Source organism: Paenibacillus glucanolyticus NBRC 15330 (assembly GCF_004000885.1).
GTDB lineage: Bacteria > Bacillota > Bacilli > Paenibacillales > Paenibacillaceae > Paenibacillus_AQ > Paenibacillus_AQ glucanolyticus.
This window is the reverse complement of record NZ_BIMC01000005.1, coordinates 165,698-181,417: the sequence shown is the minus strand read 5'-3', so window position 1 is coordinate 181,417 and position 15,720 is coordinate 165,698. Positions and strand designations below refer to the sequence as shown.

Annotated in this window: 19 protein-coding genes; all 19 read left to right on the top strand. The window is 50.1% G+C overall.

What is annotated here, in order from left to right:
* Nucleotides 1–2: 2 nt before the first annotated feature.
* The 19 genes from PGL02S_RS10715 to PGL02S_RS10635 all read left to right on the top strand — a co-directional run bounded on the left by PGL02S_RS10715 (nucleotide 3) and on the right by PGL02S_RS10635 (nucleotide 15,704).
* Nucleotides 3–440, top strand: a complete 438-nt coding sequence (locus PGL02S_RS10715; protein WP_036640749.1) for a phage tail terminator family protein — start codon at nucleotides 3–5, stop codon at nucleotides 438–440.
* Nucleotides 437–610, top strand: coding sequence for a hypothetical protein (locus PGL02S_RS28135; protein ID WP_006212531.1), 174 nt, complete (start codon nucleotides 437–439; stop codon nucleotides 608–610). The genes PGL02S_RS10715 and PGL02S_RS28135 overlap by 4 nt, the downstream gene beginning before the upstream one ends.
* A complete protein-coding gene (locus tag PGL02S_RS10710) occupies nucleotides 611–1,930 on the top strand; it encodes a phage tail sheath family protein (protein ID WP_036640746.1) in 1,320 nt (439 codons plus the stop codon). It abuts the gene before it with no gap.
* A 1-nt stretch (nucleotide 1,931) separates the two neighbouring features.
* Nucleotides 1,932–2,390, top strand: a complete 459-nt coding sequence (locus PGL02S_RS10705; protein WP_036640744.1) for a phage tail tube protein — start codon at nucleotides 1,932–1,934, stop codon at nucleotides 2,388–2,390.
* A 28-nt stretch (nucleotides 2,391–2,418) separates the two neighbouring features.
* Entirely contained in the window at nucleotides 2,419–2,841 is a 423-nt protein-coding gene (locus PGL02S_RS10700) for a phage tail assembly chaperone (protein ID WP_006212528.1), read from the top strand.
* Nucleotides 2,842–3,035: 194 nt separating this feature from the next.
* Nucleotides 3,036–4,964, top strand: coding sequence for a phage tail tape measure protein (locus tag PGL02S_RS10695; RefSeq protein WP_036640742.1), 1,929 nt, complete (start codon nucleotides 3,036–3,038; stop codon nucleotides 4,962–4,964).
* Between the two features lies 1 nt (nucleotide 4,965).
* Complete coding sequence (locus PGL02S_RS10690) at nucleotides 4,966–5,685, top strand: LysM peptidoglycan-binding domain-containing protein (RefSeq protein ID WP_036640740.1); 720 nt, start codon at nucleotides 4,966–4,968, stop codon at nucleotides 5,683–5,685.
* Nucleotides 5,686–5,697: 12 nt separating this feature from the next.
* A complete protein-coding gene (locus PGL02S_RS10685; RefSeq protein WP_036640739.1) occupies nucleotides 5,698–6,663 on the top strand; it encodes an XkdQ/YqbQ family protein in 966 nt (321 codons plus the stop codon).
* A gap of 6 nt (nucleotides 6,664–6,669) precedes the next feature.
* Nucleotides 6,670–6,966 (top strand): DUF2577 domain-containing protein, encoded by a 297-nt coding sequence (locus tag PGL02S_RS10680; protein ID WP_036640738.1) that lies wholly within the window; start codon nucleotides 6,670–6,672, stop codon nucleotides 6,964–6,966.
* Nucleotides 6,963–7,391, top strand: a complete 429-nt coding sequence (locus tag PGL02S_RS10675) for a DUF2634 domain-containing protein (RefSeq protein ID WP_036640736.1) — start codon at nucleotides 6,963–6,965, stop codon at nucleotides 7,389–7,391. Before PGL02S_RS10680 ends, PGL02S_RS10675 begins: the two co-directional genes overlap by 4 nt.
* On the top strand, nucleotides 7,369–8,427 hold the full coding sequence (locus PGL02S_RS10670; RefSeq protein WP_036640734.1) for a baseplate J/gp47 family protein: 1,059 nt from the start codon (nucleotides 7,369–7,371) through the stop codon (nucleotides 8,425–8,427). The genes PGL02S_RS10675 and PGL02S_RS10670 overlap by 23 nt, the downstream gene beginning before the upstream one ends.
* Nucleotides 8,424–8,969 carry a YmfQ family protein gene (locus PGL02S_RS10665; protein ID WP_036640733.1) on the top strand — a complete coding sequence of 182 codons (546 nt, stop codon included), beginning with the start codon at nucleotides 8,424–8,426 and terminating at the stop codon, nucleotides 8,967–8,969. Before PGL02S_RS10670 ends, PGL02S_RS10665 begins: the two co-directional genes overlap by 4 nt.
* Nucleotides 8,970–11,591 (top strand): hypothetical protein, encoded by a 2,622-nt coding sequence (locus PGL02S_RS10660; protein WP_036640731.1) that lies wholly within the window; start codon nucleotides 8,970–8,972, stop codon nucleotides 11,589–11,591. It abuts the gene before it with no gap.
* 129 nt (nucleotides 11,592–11,720) lie between these two features.
* Nucleotides 11,721–12,182: a hypothetical protein gene (locus PGL02S_RS10655; RefSeq protein ID WP_244892310.1), complete on the top strand. Its 462-nt coding sequence runs from the start codon at nucleotides 11,721–11,723 to the stop codon at nucleotides 12,180–12,182.
* Between the two features lie 19 nt (nucleotides 12,183–12,201).
* Entirely contained in the window at nucleotides 12,202–12,339 is a 138-nt protein-coding gene (locus PGL02S_RS10650; protein WP_081742784.1) for an XkdX family protein, read from the top strand.
* A 295-nt stretch (nucleotides 12,340–12,634) separates the two neighbouring features.
* The gene (locus PGL02S_RS10645; protein ID WP_006212518.1) at nucleotides 12,635–13,087 is read left to right on the top strand and encodes a phage holin family protein; all 453 of its coding nucleotides are present in this window, start codon (nucleotides 12,635–12,637) and stop codon (nucleotides 13,085–13,087) included.
* On the top strand, nucleotides 13,074–13,859 hold the full coding sequence (locus tag PGL02S_RS10640) for a glycoside hydrolase family 73 protein (RefSeq protein ID WP_036640729.1): 786 nt from the start codon (nucleotides 13,074–13,076) through the stop codon (nucleotides 13,857–13,859). The genes PGL02S_RS10645 and PGL02S_RS10640 overlap by 14 nt, the downstream gene beginning before the upstream one ends.
* Before the next feature lie 238 nt (nucleotides 13,860–14,097).
* Nucleotides 14,098–14,232: a hypothetical protein gene (locus PGL02S_RS28745; RefSeq protein ID WP_006212516.1), complete on the top strand. Its 135-nt coding sequence runs from the start codon at nucleotides 14,098–14,100 to the stop codon at nucleotides 14,230–14,232.
* Between the two features lie 56 nt (nucleotides 14,233–14,288).
* A complete protein-coding gene (locus tag PGL02S_RS10635) occupies nucleotides 14,289–15,704 on the top strand; it encodes a deoxyguanosinetriphosphate triphosphohydrolase family protein (protein ID WP_036640728.1) in 1,416 nt (471 codons plus the stop codon).
* The last annotated feature ends 16 nt before the right edge of the window (nucleotides 15,705–15,720 follow it).

Sequence of the window (15,720 nt, the reverse complement as noted above, 5' to 3'; positions counted from 1 at the left end):
GCATGCTCACCCAACACATAAGCGAAGCCCTAACAACCAAAGTCTCCACCTCTTTCCCTGACATCCCCCTCATCACCAAAGAGGATGCCGACCCACAACCACCAACCCCATACTTCCAAACCGAGCTAACCCTAGCCGAGTTCGAGCCGATATCGACCCATCGATATACGGCTCGTTTTCGTTTCAGGATCCATTACATTCCGGTTACTGGTAGGCCAGTGTCCACCATCATCGACGAGATGCTGGAAAGCCTGACATCCCTGGATGTCAGCGGCCGACCATGCCGGGCATCGGCAGTGGCGTGGGAGCGTCCAACGGGGAGTGACGGGGCAGCGGGAGAAGGTTATTTTCGCGCAGAGTATGTCATTCAGATGACGACCGATCAGGTCGAAACGGAAACCAAGATGCAAACATTGAAACAGGGAGGCGGATTGAAATGAGTAAAAAAGAAACAGCACCGACGTTCAACAAACATCAGCTGGCACAATCCAATCAATTCAGTAATCGCGAGAAGGATGTGCTGAGCGCCATTCTCGAAGAGGGCAAGGCGTACACCGTTCAGCAAGCGAAAGACCAGATGACTACATTTTTGAAAAAGGAGGTCATTTAAATGGCCGGAGGAACATGGACAACACCTAACAAAGTAAGACCAGGCGTATACACCCAAATCTCATCGCAGGAGCAGCCGATCGGGCGTGTTGGTGAGAGGGGGATTGCGGCACTGGGTCTCTCCCTTCCATGGGGGGAGTCGAACAAAATTCTAACCATTCAACCAGGTACTAATCTGGTCGAGGTGCTGGGTTATGATATCACAGCGCTGCAGCTGCTTGCGGTAAAAGAAGTGCTCAAGCGTGCAGGTACTCTTCTGCTGTACCGCTTGAATAGCGGTGTCCAGGCAGCGGGTGCCGTTGCCGGGCTCAAGGTAACCGCACGTTATGGCGGCGAACGCGGAAATGACATCCAGATTGTCGTTGAGAACGCCGTGGATGATCCCGGCAAGTTCGTGGTCAGCACCCTGCTCGGCGGCAAAGCCGTGGACAAGCAGCTTGTCGCTGGTGCAGCAGAACTGCAACCGAACCTGTATGTGACCTTTGCACCGGATACCGGCGATTTGGCGGCAACGGCAGGATTCGCTCTGATAGGCGGCGCCAACGGCACCGTGACCAATCAAGAGCATGTGGATTTTCTTGCTGCGCTCGAGGTCCAAGACTTCCAGACCGTAGGTCTGTTGTCTGGAGATCCAACGCTCAAGTCCCTGTATACCGCCTTTGTCAAGCGTCTTCGCGAGTCAGAAGGCAAGAAGGTGCAAGCTGTATTGTCTGATTACCCTGCTGCGGATTATGAAGGCATCATTAGCGTGAAAAATGGTGTTGTTCTCACCGACGGGACCGTTGTAGATAAAGTAAAAGCCGTTGCTTGGGTTACTGGTGCTACGGCTGCGGCAGCTGTTAACGAATCGCTCACGTATGCAGCGTACGACGAAGCGATGGATACCGATGTTCGCCTGAGCCATACGGAGATTGAAGCGGCTCTCACGAAGGGCGAGTTCCTGTTCAGCTACAGCGGCGGCAAAGCCGTGGTCGAGCAGGATATTAACAGCTTTACTTCGATTGAACCGGCGAAACAGCGCCATTTTTCCAAAAACCGAGTGGTCCGCGTGCTGGATGGCATTGCAAATGACCTGAAGCTGATTTTTGAGAAGTCTTATATCGGGAAGGTAGACAACAATGTGGATGGCCGAACGCTGTTCTGGGCGGAATGTGCCGCGTATTTTGCTTCCTTGCAGAACATAGGGGCGATTCAGAATTTCAATGCGAACGAGGATATTGTGGTGACACCGGGTACAGAAGGCGATGTGCTGTTTGTGGATATCAAGGTACAGCCAGTGGATGCAATTGAAAAAGTATACATGAAAGTGAAGGTGGTCTAAGATGGCATTTTTGCGGGCAAACGACACGATTTCCGGGCAAGAGGGCAAGGCATTCGTCAAAATTGGCGAGCGTATGGAGGAAATGTTCTACATTAAAACACTGGAAGCTACGGTGGAGAAGGAAAAAGCCGAGCTGAAAACGATGGGCCAACGCGCCGTGCAGCACAAAGCCATTGGCTGGAAGGGCAGCGGTACGATGACAATCTATTACGTGACCTCGCTTTTCCGCGAGCTGATGATGGAATACATCCAGACCGGCAAAGACGCCTACTTCATGATCGAAGTGCGTAATGAGGATCCGGGCTCGTCGACCGGGCGTCAGACGGTGATTTTGGAAGGCGTCAACCTGGACAGCGTGATTATGGCATCCCTCGACATCGAAGCGGAGGCGCTGGAGGAAGAAGTGGCTTTCACGTTTGAGAATGTGCGAATTGAGACGCCGTTTAACCCATTGGCCTAATACTTAACATGAATGAGGAGGAAGGAATATGAGCGATTTTAGTATGTTTTTTGCTGGACAGTCGTCTGCGGAGATCACGGAGGAATTCGTGGTCTCTGTTCGTTTTAAGGATGCTGAGGGGAGCCCCGTACCTTGGAAGCTGCGCAGCATCACGGAGGAAGAGAACCAGGAGTGCCGCAAAGCCGCTACCCGTAAGGTCAAGGGCAAGAACGGCGTATTCACGCCGGAAATCGACCCGAATGACTATATGGCGAAGTTGATGGTATCGAGCGTTATTTACCCGGATCTGAAAAACAGCGAGCTGCAAAAATCCTACGGCGTGCTTGGTGCAGAATCCCTGCTCCGCAAAATGCTGCTGCCCGGCGAGTTCGCCGCGCTTGGTGAGCGGGTGCAAGCCCTGAACGGTTTTGATCGGGATATGAACGATCTGGTAGACGACGTAAAAAACTAATCAAAGAGGGCGACGGTGACGCGAACTATGCGTACTACGCCCTCCATGAACTGCACATCCTTCCTCACCAGCTCATGGCGATGACGGCCCGGGAACGGGCCGCCATCTATGCCATGATCTCGATGCGGGTGGAGAAGGAGAAGCGCGAGCGAGTCCGGAAGCGGAGATAGGTTGTAGAAGAAGGGGGTGAAGGAATGGCGAATTCTCAAATACTTGTTCCACCAAAAATCATGAAGGCATTAAGCAACTGGGATAAACTCGTTTTTGAACAGTCGTTTATATTCGGTCTGAGCTTTGAGCACGCTACCAAAAAAATAAAAGAAGCTGAGGCTAAAGTTAATGAAGCGGCAACAGCTCAACAAAATCTGAATACTGAAGTGAAAAAGGGAGAGAAGTTATCGAGTAAATTTAGCGGTGCGCTAGGTGCAATTAAAGCTGCGTATAATGGAATGAAATTCATAGCGGATGTTTCCATTATACCGGCGGCAAAACAACAAAATTTAGAGAATGTTATTCAGAGTAAGATAGGAGATCCAGAAGTTGGCTCGGCTATGTTTGAAAAATTCAAGCAGGATGCATTGAAATCGGGAGCCGATGTCAATAAAACGCTCGGTAATTCAATATCTTTCATGAACATGACGACAAACTCAGATGAGATTTCCACGTTAAATGGTTATGCTGAGCGATTGAGTAAGCTTTCATCTACGGGAAAGAGTTCGGGAGATGCCGCTTCTGCCATAATGAGTGCCATGCAAGGCGACACGAGCTCGCTTGCGAAAGAGTTTAAGTTACCTGAAACCAACATCAAACAATTCTCCAAGGAAGTGACATCATCAAAGGGCAATTTTGGGGCATTTTTAGCATCTATGGATCAACTCTTACAAAAATCGGGGATGACGGAGGAAGCTCTTCAAAAGATGATGGACTCTCCTATGAGTAAGTGGCAAAAGATGTTGGGATATGTGAATAATTCCTTTATTCAAATAGGGAGCGGGGCACTTGAATCTATAATGCCTATTCTAGATATAATTAGCTCTGCATTTGAATCAGGGGCATTTGAACCGTTTTTTAACATATTGAATTCTGGACTAGCCTTATTAGCTCAAGGGTTTTTATGGATTGCTGAAATGATACCTTCAGCCTGGGAATTCATTAAAGCAACCATTGCGGGTGTTGGTAACACTATCTGGAATTTGATCACGATCTTTATGGGATTAATTCCTGTTATTGCTTTAGTAGGTGTTTTTTTTGCAGCGTTAAATGCAGGGTTAATCATGGGGAAAGTATATGCTTACGCGTTTGCAGCAGCTCAAACGACTATGGCTATGATCACGAACGTAGTGACAGGAGCGATGAGAATATTTAACATGGTTATCAAAGCTAATCCTCTTATGCTGTTAATTTCTTTGGTCATCGCTGCTATGGCCGCTTTCGGTGCTTGGAAAGTAGTAACCCTCGGACTTAAGCAAATTTTCAGCAACGTATTCGGCTTCATCGTCGATCTTGCGCAAAACACCGTCAATACAGTAATTAATCTTATTAACGGCATCATCAAAGGTGTGAATGCGGTAGCTGGCTTTTTTGGCAAGGTTCTTGGCGTGGATACCAAGCAAATTTCAGAGATTGAATATAAGGCGGACTTTACGAATTTTAAGGAAAATGGGAAGGATTTTATAGAAGATTTTTCGATGGATACGTTTAAGGACAGTTTCATGCCGGATAAAAGTGCGGGCAAGAACAACGAGGATCTTTTGGAGCAGTACAATATAGGCAAAACCGGTTACGATGTTACGATGCCGAAAACAACTCCAACCCCGGCCATGCCCGGGATGTCTTCCATGCCGGCCATGTCAAGCGCCCCAATTCCTGTAGCCCCTGCGGGCGGCAGCATCGATTCCATCGGTCAAGTGGACAATTCGGTCGACGTGGCGAGCGAGGATCTGAAGGTCATGCGCGACCTGGCGGAAGTGAACGCGATCAGCAATATGATCACCCTGACGCCGACTGTACAGATGACAACGGGGGATATTAACTCCGGCGCCGATCTGGATACCATCATGTCAAGAATAAATCGTACGCTGGAAGAACAGTTTGTGTCCAGTGCCGAGGGGGTGTATTTGTAGCATGAGCGACTACGGATTTTTCCTGAGCTTTAATAACCAGGAGGAGGTTTTTCGATTTCCGGTGAACCCTGAGCGGATTGAAGTCAAGGATAGTGGTGAGGGCAAATCCTATACGGTAGCGGGACTTGGCGAAGTGAATGCGATTCTGCATCCGAAGCTGACGGAGATTTCGTTTGAGAGCTTTTTCCCGGGCAGGGTATATCCCTTTGTCCATCTAGGGTCTGATGAGAAGCTGAAACTTCCAATGGAATACGTAAATACCATCAAAGGCTGGATGGAGAGCCGCAGACCGGTACGTTTTGTGATGACGGGGCTTGTTCCCGATCCGCTGAGCGGTACAGACGGCAAGAATGTGGTGCGGGCGATGAAGTCATTTGGCATCAACATGGCGGCATCCATCGAAAGCTTCAACTGGAACACGATGTCCGGATCGCCGGAGGATATTGAATTCTCCATTACCTTAAAGCGCTATGTGTTCTATGGGGCAAGGAAGGTGGTACCGCTCAAGGATAAGAAGGCGGCAGCCGTGAAGAAGAAAGACCGGCCGGATGACCGGAAGAAGCCCGTCTCCTATACGGTTGCCAAAGGCGACACCCTGTGGAGCATTGCCCAAAAGCTGCTCGGGAGCGGCTCGCTCCATACGGACATCCAAAAACTGAACGGAATCAAGGACCATGAGGTTCGGAAGCTGGCGATTGGCCGGGTTCTCAAGATTCCTTAAGGAGGTGGCTGCATGATCGAGCTGATGATTGACCGAAAGAATGGAAGCGTGTGGGATCTGGGGCAGATCGTAACGGATATTACATGGAAAACAAGCCGTCAGGCAAAGCCGGCGAGTCTTGATATCAACTACGTCAACAATGGTCTGGCGCAGAGCAAGGAATTTGACGTGGAGAATGGTGACATTGTGCGTTTCCGCAAGGATAACAAGGACCTGTTTTATGGCTATGTTTTTTCAAAAGAATGGGGGTTGGACGCCCAGGTGAAACTGATGGCCTACGACCAGCTGCGCTATTTGTCCAGCAACGACACCTATCGGTTCACCAATGCCAAGGTAGAGGAAATCATTCGCAAGATTGCCAAGGATTTTAATCTGAAAACAGGCACGCTGGCCCAAACCGGCCATACGATTCCCGCGATGCTGGAAGCAGACAAAAAGCTGATTGATATAATCTGCAAGGCGCTGGAGTCCACGCTGATTGCGACCAAGCAGTATTATATGTTTTATGACCAGTATGGTGAACTGACACTTCGCAACATCAATGATATGCTGCTCATGCTCGCTGTTGGAGAAGACAGCCTGATGACGGATTTTTCATATAAAAAAAGCATCGACAACGAAACGTACAACCGCGTTAAAGTCGTGCGGGACAACAAGGAGAGCGGGAAGCGGGACGTGTATATGTACCAGCATGGGCAGAACATCGCCCAGTGGGGCTTGCTGCAGCTGTACGAGGTGGCAGACGAGAACATGAACCCGGCCCAATTGAAGCAGCTGGCACAGAATTTGCTCGAACTGAAGAACAGGGAGCAGCAGACGCTGTCGATTGAGGCTATGGGAGACTTGCGGGTCCGTGCGGGAAACACGATCTATGTCAATCTTCCCGAAGAAGGGCTGAAGCCGTATCTCATCGATGAATGCACGCATAAATTCTCGGACGGTACGCACACGATGTCGCTCAATATGAAGGTGGTGTAAGCAGGAATGCTGGATATTATCAAAAAAGCCAGTCTCAGCGCCGTAGGAAGCACGAATCCGATGGCGGTGCTGTATGGCACAGTCACATCTGTACATCCTCTGGAGGTGAACGTGGATCAGCGTTTCAGCCTGACGGAGGATTTTTTGGTTATCGGCGAGTCGATGACCGAGTATAAGCTGAACATCGGCGGCGAAGAGTATTACATTCGCAGAGGGCTGGAGACTGGGGATACGGTGCTGCTCATTCGTTATCAGGGCGGGCAGACATACCTCGTGCTGGATCGGCTGGTGAAGCCGTCATGATCCCGCAGGGAGGAACGATTCTACCGGGTAGTGAGATCGTGGAAACACTGGAGCAGCCCAGTTTGACGTACCAATTGAACCTGGAGGAAGGCTCGATATCCGGTCACATAGACGGTCTTGAGGCCGTTAAGCAGGCTGTCGTAAAAATCCTTCAGACCCGCCGGTTTGAGCATTTGATCTATAGCAGTAACTACGGGCAGGAGCTGGATTCCGTCATCGGGCGTGACCCGCTGTGGGCTTATGCCGAAATCGAGAGGCACATCAAGGAAGCGCTGCTGCAGGATGACCGGATTGTGTCCGTGGATGATATGAATATCACTTTTGCGGGCGAGCAGGCGATAGCGAAATTTACGGTTCGGAGTCTGTATGGGACTTTCAATATGACGAAGGAGGTGAGGGAGGATGGTAGAGGATCAGACGTATGAAGCCATTCTGGAGCGGATGCTGGATCGGATTCCGGACGGCATGGACAAAAGAGAGGGCAGCATCATCTACGATGCGTTGGCACCTTCTGCTGCTGAGCTTGCTCAGATGTACGCGGAATTGGGATATTCCATGAATCTGAAATTTGCCGCTACGGCATCGGGTGAATATTTGGATCGGAGCATTGCGTGGTCGGGATTGACCCGGAAGCAGGCTACTAAAGCGCAGCTTTTGGGGCACTTTTCTGGCAGTAATGGTGTCCCGGTGGATGTACCGCTGGGAAGCCGGTTTTCGTTGGATCCGCTGAACTATAAGGTCATTACCCGGCTGGAAGCGGGTCAATATATTGTGGAATGCGAGACGATCGGGAAGGATGGCAACCGCCGCTTCGGTTCGCTGCTGCCACTGGAATACATTGAAGGCTTGGTGAAGGCAGAGCTGATGGAACTGTGGGTACCAGGCGAAGATACCGAGTCGGACGAAGCGTTGTATGACCGTTACCGGGAAAAAATCGCCCGTCCCGTGACCAGCGCGAACCGGAATCAATATGAGCTGTGGGCCAGAGAAAAGGCCGGAGTTGGCAAAGCCAGGGCTTTTCCGTTGTGGAATGGTCCGGGTACCGTGAAGGTCGTGCTGCTCGACAATGAGATGCGATCGCCGACGCCTTCTGTTGTGGAATCGGTGCAGCAGTACATCGATCCGACCATGGATGGGATGGGCGAAGGAGCGGCTCCCGTCGGCTCGGTGGTTACCGTTGTTGGCGCGAATGAAGTGCCCGTTCATATCGAAGTGCAGGTTACGCTTCTGGAAGGAGCCGGCATGGATGGCGTGCAGGAAGCGATTGAGCAGGGGGTTCGCCAGTATCTTAAAGATCTCGCCATGTCCGATCCATTGGTCCGGTTTAACCGGATTGCCAACGTGATTTTGGACATACCCGCGGTAATCGACTATGAGGTACTGACCATTAATGGAGGAACGGACAGCATTCCCATTCACCCGGAAGCGGTAGCCGTCTTGGGGACGGTGACGGTCCAATGAGCAAAGCGGAGGTTTGGCTGAGTTACCTGCCGTCCTTTTATCACGATGTTCGGGAGATGAAAGCCATCGCCGGAGCCGAAGGGACCGAGCTGGACAAGCTGACGCAGGAACTGGAGGATCTGCTGGATCAGTATTATCCAGAGACTGCTACCTGGGCGCTGTCCCGATATGAGCAGGACTTGAACATTCCGGTGAATCTGTCCAAGCCGATAGAGCAGCGGCGCTCGGTTATTATCTCGAAGATGCGGGGGAGCGGGAAAGTGTCGGTCAGCATGCTCAAAAACGTGGCGCAGGCCTACGAGCGGGGCAGCATCGAAGTAACCGTACAGCCGGATGCGTATAAAGTGACAATTCATTTTCGGGATACGCTGGGCATTCCCCCGAATTTAAGCGATCTGAAATCGGCCATTGAGGAGATTAAACCTGCGCATATGACTGTCGATTACGCGCTGCGTTATCTCACGATAACCGAGGTGGAGGGCATGACCTTTGATGAAATATCAGGAACAACACAAGACAGATTGTTGGGAGGAGGAGCTTAAATGACAAATCCGGTTACACCGAATATCGGATTGAACAAAATCGATCGAACCTCACCGTCCACGACGTATTTCGATCTGGATAAGTATATCGATCAGAACGCGGATGCCGTAGATCAGTTCGCGGGTGCAGCCAGTGAAGCAATCGGCGCTTTGGAAAAGCGCCTGGACACGGAAGAACGCAGGGAAGTCGTGCTGCAGCCAGGGCTCCAGATCGTGAACGCAGAGCGGAGCGCACCTTTTAAGTTGTGCGGGATTAAAGGGCGGACGCTGGTGAATTTGCTTGGGCGGGAGGGAAACGTTGAGGATATAACTAAGTGGTATCCTTATCAATCGACTATTGCCAATGATACGTCAAATTTCACAACCGGTTCAAAATCGATTAAAATCACCATTTCCACAGGGTTTACAGCCGGAAATGCGGGATCAAATGTACAAGTTCAACTAAACGCTGGGAAATATTATATTGTTGTGGCTGACTTAAAAAATGGAAATGCGGCGTCGGCTCTTGTCTACCTGAATAATGCGACAGGTAACAAAGGTTTAACTCCTACTACAAGCGATACAACTAAATTTGTGCCAGTGTTTCGTGCTTACAACCCGACTGTTGATGCGCTAAGTGAGGCAGTAATAAGCATAAACGGTACGGCGGGACAATTTGGGTATGGTGATGCGATCCGTATATATGAAATATCTGCCGCAGAATACGCCGCACTTGACAGCATGACGCCGGAGCAAGTAGCTGCTAAATATCCTTACGTTGATAGCGTAACGCCTGTACGAAACCCGTATGCGATCCGGTACGGGGAGAATTTGTTGCCATCATTGTATGAATGGAATATTCACGCACAAGCAAAGGCCAACGGCCCGTATACTCTTTCCCTGGCAAGCACAGCAGCGACACAGAACACTTATATAAACATCCGGGTTATACCGAATACTGATTATGTGCTTTCCGGAGTTGTTACCGGAGGTACGTCGACAACGGGTGGTTATATAACTGTTGGTTGGGTCGACGCTACAGGTACTACTTTTATTTCGTGGGTAGGCGAAATATACACCGGGGGAAGTCCTAGGAAGATTCATTCCCCAGCCAATGCAGTTTACGCCCAGGTGGTGTGTACCACGACGGGGGCGGGTAACTACGAGTTTACAAATGTAATGTTAACCGCGGGCTCCACGCCTAAACCGTTCAAACCACGCGAAGATTCCATGCTCGCCCTGCAAACGGACTTATATGCCGATCCGCTGACAGGTGCGAATGCTGATGAGGTGTTCGAAAAGGACGGACAATATTTCAAGTTGGCGAAGTGGAAGAAGGTTGTAATAGACGATTCGATTGGTAAATATGTCGTTCCTACAAATCAAGGGAATGTGCCGATTGGGTCAAAAGTGATCTATATAGAACCTCTCAATTTTTCTGATGGGAGTCGTACAGGCGCTATCCTCCCTGCCTATATGACTAAGTTCAACGGCTCATTGCTTAAAGGTGAAACGGATAACGCAAACCTTAATGCTGTCGATGAATTCCTTCTGAACTCTGCATACCAGAATAAAATTCAGATTGTAATGTCTAACACTGACACCGGGTGGGGCGACAACTACACGCCGACAGTCGACGAGATTAAGGCGTACTTTATGGGCTGGGTTATGTATCCGGGGGCAGCAGCTGGGGATAATCCGACAACTAAAGGGCCGTATAATGGAACAGGCGAAAAATGGTGGGTTAGAAAAAGCTCTTCTGGGTCATGGGCAGATGCGACCAAAATTTGCCCAACTACACTAGCAGCCGAGTACACGCCCTACCAACTCGTATACCAACTCGCAACGCCAACAGTCGAGCCTATCGTTTCCGAAGGCATGCTGACGTTTAATGAGGGCGATAATCAGATTGAAGTTGGAACGGGAATTGTACTACGGGAGGGGGTAAAGCCAGTTGACGCGGGAGACGGTACGTATTGGATTAACGGTAGAACTTCTCCAAGTTACCCATTATCCAAAAGACCAAGCAGAATACAGTCTGTATATAAGAACAATCTACCTGACAATGGGTGGATTGCCCACCCTGTGGACGTAGGATATGAGTACGTATTTGGGCTTGTACAAGCGAGATTAGGAAGCGGCCTTTTCGATCCATCCGCAAATTATTCCGTCACGTACCTAATGCTTGACAAGTCGCCAATCGCTCCGTTCACCGGATCGTACGCGGCCAACGAAAAGGCGATGCTCCAAGAGCTGACCGACACCGTGCAGCAGAATGCGACCGCTGTATCCGTGTTGATGAATAAGAAGGTGGATAACGATGCACCGGGGTGGATTACGCCAACACTGTTAAATGGGGCCACATCTGTGGATACTACAAGGTTTGGAACAGTTGCTTATAGGAAATTGAGTACTGGTAAAATTCAATTTCGAGGGCTAGTCCAGGTTACATCGTCAGGCGCGGATATTTTTAAACTCCCTAGTGGGTTTAGGCCCGAAAGCTATCTAAAGTTCCCCGCCGCGAATGGTGGAACCTATGGTGAGATTGTCGTACTAAATACAGGTGAAGTTAGGGCAGATGTTGGAGGTACAGGGGCCAAATGGTATTCACTCGCCAACATCACGTTTCTAGCCGAACAATAAAGGAGGTTCCACATGAAAGCCGTACCTAAAGTAAATACAAATGGCCTCTATTTAGAGGACACACTTGTGGACGATGCCTTTTCCGGTGTCGTCCCTTTTTATTCCCACATTGGGCAAGGGGAACCTAACGTGTCTACAACAGTAGACGCTACAGAACCTGACGATGAGCCGTCAAACGACTCTGACTCTAATATCTCGGGCTACATTGTAGGCATCCCGACAACTTCCGGCTTGTACCGCCCGTGTTTTGATCTCGCAGCCTGGAGTGCATACCAGTCTGCCATAAGCGCAGCTCAAGACTCATACCAACGAGTCCTTTCGGAGTGGCAAGCACTGTCGAAGGAAGAACGCGGCGAAATGCCGGTTCTGGAGTCCACACCTCAGCCGACTCTATGGATTGAAGGCTTAACCCCGGAAGAAATCGAGGAGCTAACAAAACCTCAACCGCAGGAAGCCAATGAAGTGGATCGCCTAGGCAGCGAGATGGTGACACGAGAACTGGAAGCCTTGGAACTGCGTCAGCAGAATGAGGCGCAGGGCGCTCAAATCGTAGGGCTTGAATTGCGGCTGCTGTCACTTGAAAATAGCTGAACGAAAGGAGCGGGAGACGATGTTTGAGAACGATTTTGAACGATTGAAATACTACTATGAAAAAAAATGGGCGCAGAAGCCCCAATTGAGACTGTATGTTTCATTCGGTGTAATCACGCCAGAAGAATTCGAAGTTATTACTGGCGAGGTCTACTAAACGCTGCTTTGAATGACTCTACAGTAAACCAGACTTCAACGGAGAAGGCGGAATCAGGCTGGAGAAGCGAAGCGGTCGCCTTTGTCCACGGATTTTAACCCTATCGATAAAGTTACAAGAAAATCTGGGGGCAACAGCGATCGGAAGCATGATCCGCATGCGAAGTGGTGCACATACTAAAAAGGTGATCTCTATTAGGATCAGCTATGAATAACTTCAATTCTAACTTCAATCCAGTCCTCGGCTCACCGAGGGCTTTTTCACACCCTCAAAACCATATAAAGGAGGAGCAATTATGTATGAGCACATCGGTCAGATTTTTAAGATGCTGGTGGCGGGGACGGGGGCCGTGACAGGGTACGTCTGGGGCGGGTGGTCGCTTCCGCTGCATCTGTTGTTATGGTTCGTGGTGATCGATTGGCTGACAGGATGGGGCGCAGCCTGGATGAACGGTGAGCTGCGCAGCCGCATTGGTTATACTGGTATTGCACGAAAAATGACCATTTTTCTCATCATCGCCCTGATGCATCTGGTGGACCGGGTGCTGGGAGAGATGAATTATTTTCAGAATACCGTGATTTTCTTCTATCTTGCGAATGAGCTGCTGTCTATTATTGAGAACGTTGGGCGAATGGGAGTACCGATCCCTCAGTCCCTGCGTAATGTGGTACAGGTGTTCCAGATCAAATCCGAAGAAGGGGACAAGCAAACCGAAGGAAAGGAGGAGAAAAAGAATGAAGCCTCTTGAATTTATTGCCCGACTTGCCCCTGTTGCTGTTCAGGACATGCGTAAATACGGGGTACCGGCTTCACTTACGCTGGCCCAGGCTATTTTGGAGTCGAATTGGGGAACGAGCGGTCTCACGCAAAAAGCAAATAATCTGTTTGGTATCAAGGGAACCGGTCCGGCGGGAAGCGTCACCATGCAGACAACGGAATACCGGGGGCAGACATCTTATACAACCAACGCCCAGTTCCGCAAGTATAACAGCTGGAGCGAATCGGTTGCTGATCATACGCGCCTCATCCTGAATGGAACGAGAGACAAGCCAATGCGTTACCATGGCGTGTTATGGGAGGACTATAAAACGGCAGCTACGGAGATATGGAAGGGAGGCTACGCTACAGATCCCAATTATCCGAAAAAGCTGATCTCCCTTATGGAGCAAAACGCACTTCATCAGTATGATGTACCCAGTCCGGAGGAGGAGGAACGCATGAAAATCGAACAATTAACAGCGGAGCTGCAAAAGACACAAGAGCAGGTACGTCAGCTTAACGAGCAGTATGCTTCCGCATTGAAAATGTTAACAGAACAGAGCAATACCATGAAGCAAATGAACTCCAGGCTCAAGGACATAGAGAGTGGAAAGTCTGCAAAAGTTCCAAGCTGGGCAGAACCCGCGATACAGGCTGCTCAGCAGGCAGAGGTTTTGAATGACCCGGAAGGCAGCTTCGATTTTTACCGAATCATGACTGTCCTGCACCGGGTAGGGGTCTTTAATAACGAGAGTAAGTGACAAGCACTGTTTTACGACATACGAAACGTCGCTAATTTTGCAGCATCTAACAGCCGTATTGGCAGAAAAAAACTTATTGTGAAACACTGGGGTCGCCAATAGGCGGCCTTTTCATTCGGTACGGGTTTTGTGTGATCCTAGAAGCGTCTGGTGCTTTACATAATGTAAGCTTTATTACGCTCCAATCCATCCTTTTTACATAACATGAAATGCTTGGCAGAGGGAGAGTCTGCTCACCGTGTCGGTGTTTGAAGCTTGGTATATGAAGGAAAATCCTCCACAGCGGATAACAGGCGTTACGATAGGGGTATACAATGAGGGAACGGGTACAGAAGGAATAACCTTTTTCTTTCAGAAGCGAGATGGCATATAATCTAAGGAACGAACAATTCAGAATCGACCATAAACAGATAAACAGGAGTGGGGAAAATGAGACTGAGGGAGCTTAGAGAGCATCGCCAATACCCGGAGCAGACGAAGTCCGATGCTTCGCGCGCAGTATACGAGCGGGATTATTCCCGCCTGATCCATTCGCCGACGTTCCGCAGGCTGCAGGGGAAGTCACAGGTATTCGGTGCAGGCACCGGCGATTACTACCGAACGCGCTTAACGCATTCACTGGAGGTTGCGCAGATTGCACGGGAAGCGGCGCGAAGTCTGACCCGTCATTATCCTGAAGTGCTGCCGGAACAAGCCGAGAATGCGGGCCTGATGATTGATCCCGAGGTGGTGGAATGTGCGGCAATCGCTCATGATTTTGGACATCCTCCATTTGGTCATAAAGGCGAAGAGGTGCTGCAGGGCATTCTGGAGAAACTCATCGACCGCAGAACCGAGAAGGAGCTGACGCGTCAGCCGGGTACACCGACACCGGAGCAGGCTGCTGAAGTACAGCGGGCGATGCGTCGAAAATATGAGCATTTTGAAGGGAACGCGCACAATTTTCGGCTGATCATGTTTTTGGAGAAAAGAGAGAACATGAACGGGCTCAACCTGTCCGATGCGGTTCTGCTTGGAATTAATAAATATCCGTTCTCCGGTTTGGTGAATCCGAAAGGGATGTACCGGCATGAATGGGAATATATCTCCCACATCCGGGAGGCTTGGCAAATTCCTGGCACGTATCGGACGCTCGAAGCGCAGCTGATGGACCTCTGTGATGACATCGCGTATTCCGCGCATGATCTGGAGGATGGCATTAAAGCCGGAAAGATAGAGGTGCATGAGCATTTTCTGCGGGACAGTCATCTGAACAAGCTGATCGTGGAGAAGATCATGACGCTGGAGGACGAGGTGTGGAAGGGCTGGACCCCTGAGAAGATTCATCCGAAGGTGGATTCGGTGCTGGATGAGTTCCTCAAGATTTGGAATGAGAAGATGCCGACTTGCGAGAATGACTATTCCCGTACCCGGCGCGAGGTAAAGGCCTATTGGGTGAGTCTGTTTGTAGGCAGCCTGGGCGTGATCACGAACGGGGACTGGAAAAAGGTGACGTTTGTCAGAGACGGCGCGGAGGACGAGGATATGCTGCGCACGGTCAGCGTCCTGAAAAGTTTCGCCTGGGTGACCATGATTCGCGACCTGCGGGTCCAGCGTCTGCAAAAACGCAGCGAGTGGATCATTAAGCGCCTGTGGGACGCTTTTCTTGATCCTGTTGCCTCAACGGCCATCATTCCATCGGATTGGCTTCAGCGTTATGAAGCGGATCAGAAGCGGGCGCACCCGATCTGGACATGGGAGCATATGGTGATTGATTATATCGCGGGCATGACGGATGCCTTTGCCGAGAAAATATACAACGAGTTATATGGCCTGAAGGTTGGCTCGATCTACGATCTGGATTAGGGGTCAGGAGAAGGAG